Annotated in this window: 2 protein-coding genes; both read left to right on the top strand. The window is 27.3% G+C overall.

Features of this window, described 5'->3' with window-relative positions:
• The first annotated feature begins 83 nt into the window (after positions 1 to 83).
• Positions 84 to 1,007, top strand: coding sequence for an arginase (gene rocF, locus NSA58_RS18905; protein ID WP_039680715.1), 924 nt, complete (start codon positions 84 to 86; stop codon positions 1,005 to 1,007).
• 221 nt (positions 1,008 to 1,228) lie between these two features.
• A partial coding sequence (locus tag NSA58_RS18900) for a M28 family peptidase (protein WP_257560844.1) occupies positions 1,229 to 2,419 on the top strand: 1,191 nt, incomplete at its 3' end.

Here is a 2,419-nt window from a genome sequence, read left to right as displayed (position 1 = left end):
TATAAGCAACTAATATGTTGTGTGTTGTTTAAATTTGATTAAAGATTAGATTTACACCTAGGAGTGTCAATTGGGGAGGTATCATGAAACTAAGTATAATTGGAGTGCCAACTTATTATGGATGTGATAATAATGGAACACAATATTCACCAGAAAAACTAAGAAATGCAAATATTATTAATTTAATAAAAGATAATGGGGAAATAGAAGTTGCAGATCTTGGAGATATTGATATAAAAGAAGTAATTGAAAGAGACAAGTTTAAAAATGAAAAAGATATTAAATATTTTGAAAGTATATATGATTTAAACTTAAAGTTAGCTAAGGCTGTAGATAAGGCAATGGATGGTAGTGACTTCACATTAATATTAGGAGGAGATCACGGTATAGGACTGGGGAGTATAACAGGTGCTAGTAAGCACTCAAAAAATTTAGGGGTTGTATGGATTGATGCTCATGGCGATTTTAATACATGTGAAACATCTCCAAGTAAGAATTTTCATGGGATGCCTTTAGCATGTTTATGTGGACATGGAGACTCAAGATTAGTTAATTTATATTATAACGGTGTCAAAATAGAAGAAAAAAATGTATTCCATATAGGGGGAAGAGATATAGATAAGGACGAACAAGAGTTACTAGATAATTCCAAAGTAAATCTTTATGATAAAAAAGTTATAGATAAAATAGGATTTGAAAATGTTATTTATGATATATTAAAAAAATGCAATGAACAAGATATAGATGGTCTTCATATAAGTCTTGATATAGATTTTATGGATAAGTTTATAGTAGAAGGTACGGGAACAAGAGTTGCTGGAGGATATACTTTGGACGATACTAAATATATTTTAAGATGTCTTATAAATACAGGTATTGTTAAATCTATGGATTTTGTTGAATTCAATCCCAAATTAGATGTAAATGATAATACTTTAAAAATATGTAAGGATTTATTAATTTATTTTGGACAATGTTTACTCAGTAAAAAATTAGTTATGTGTTAGACCATGTAGGGCTGTAGATGAGTTTGTATAAAATCAAACTTAACTACAGTCTATTTTTATTACTTCTAAAATTAAGTAGAAAATAGGAATTCAAATTGAGATAAAACCTTGACTAAATATTATTGTTATTTATAAATGGGAATATTTTGATTTACAAAATATATCGAATTTGGTAAAATAAAATAATAAAATTTTGAATATCAAAATATTGGAGGAACAAAATGAAAAACAATAAAAAAATTTGTATTTTTATTACAATGATAATTATGTTAATTTCAGGTATTATAGGATTTAATTCATTAAACCCATCTAAGCCAAATTATACAGATGATAGTAAGGTTAATGTTACAAAACAAAAAGAACATATAAATAACATAGCTAAGAAGCCACATTCTATATTTGATGATGAGGCAAAAAAAGAAGTAAGGGATTATTTGATTTCTGAATTGAAAGAGTTGGGATTAGAACCAAAAATATATGGATATGAGGAGATTTACGAAAAAAGAAGCGATAGTAATGTGGATATAGAAAATATTTATGCTGAAATAAAAGGTAAATCAGATTCATACATAATGCTTGCTACTCACTATGATAGCTCTCATGCTAAAAAAGAGCGATATGCAGAAAAGGATGGTTCTTTAGGTGCAGCTGATGCAGGATATGCACTATCAACTATATTAGAAACGCTTAGAGTTATAAAAGAATCTGATGTTCAATTAGAAAATGGTATTAAAATACTATTAACTGATGGTGAAGAATATGGCTTATTGGGGGCAAAAGAAGCTGTAAAAGAAAGTGAAATTTTAGAAGGTGTGAATTATGTAGTTAATATAGAAGCAAGAGGAACTAAAGGTCCTGCTATTATGTTTGAAACTAGCCCTAATAATACACCTGTTATAGATTTATATGAACATAGTGAAAAGCCGTTTTCATATTCTATAACTCCTGAAATATATAGATTATTACCTAATGCAACTGATTTTACAGTATTTTTAGAAAATAATTTAACAGGAATAAATATAAGTGTACTTGACGGATTAGAAAATTATCATACACCGAGTGATAATCCAGAAAACTTAAGTGATAAGTCTATGCAACATTATGGGGATCAAGTATTACCTATAGTTAAAGAATTTGTAAGTAATGAGAAGTATTCAAATCAAGATGCATTTAAAGGTAAAGATGATTCAATATTCTTTAGTTTAGGTAATCAATTTATAAAATATTCTAAAACCATAAATATAGGATTTTTAATAATTTTATTAGCAGGAATTCTATTTATAGCTAAAAAGTTTAAAGTTAAAAGTATTAAAAAAATTGCTAAATATACAGGTATAAACTTAGGATTTACATCATTTGCAATGGCCATAGGATATGGAATAAGTAGATTGCTTGCTGTAGTAAATGAGATC

It is taken from the genome of Terrisporobacter muris, from assembly GCF_024621905.1.
GTDB lineage: Bacteria > Bacillota > Clostridia > Peptostreptococcales > Peptostreptococcaceae > Terrisporobacter > Terrisporobacter muris.
Note: the sequence above shows the minus strand (reverse complement) of the source record. Positions and strands in the feature narration are given on the sequence as shown.

Excerpts from the sequence above, each read along its gene's own strand:
- rocF (WP_039680715.1), top strand. The coding sequence starts at position 84 with ATGAAACTAAGTATAATTGGAGTGCCAACTTATTATGGATGTGATAAT.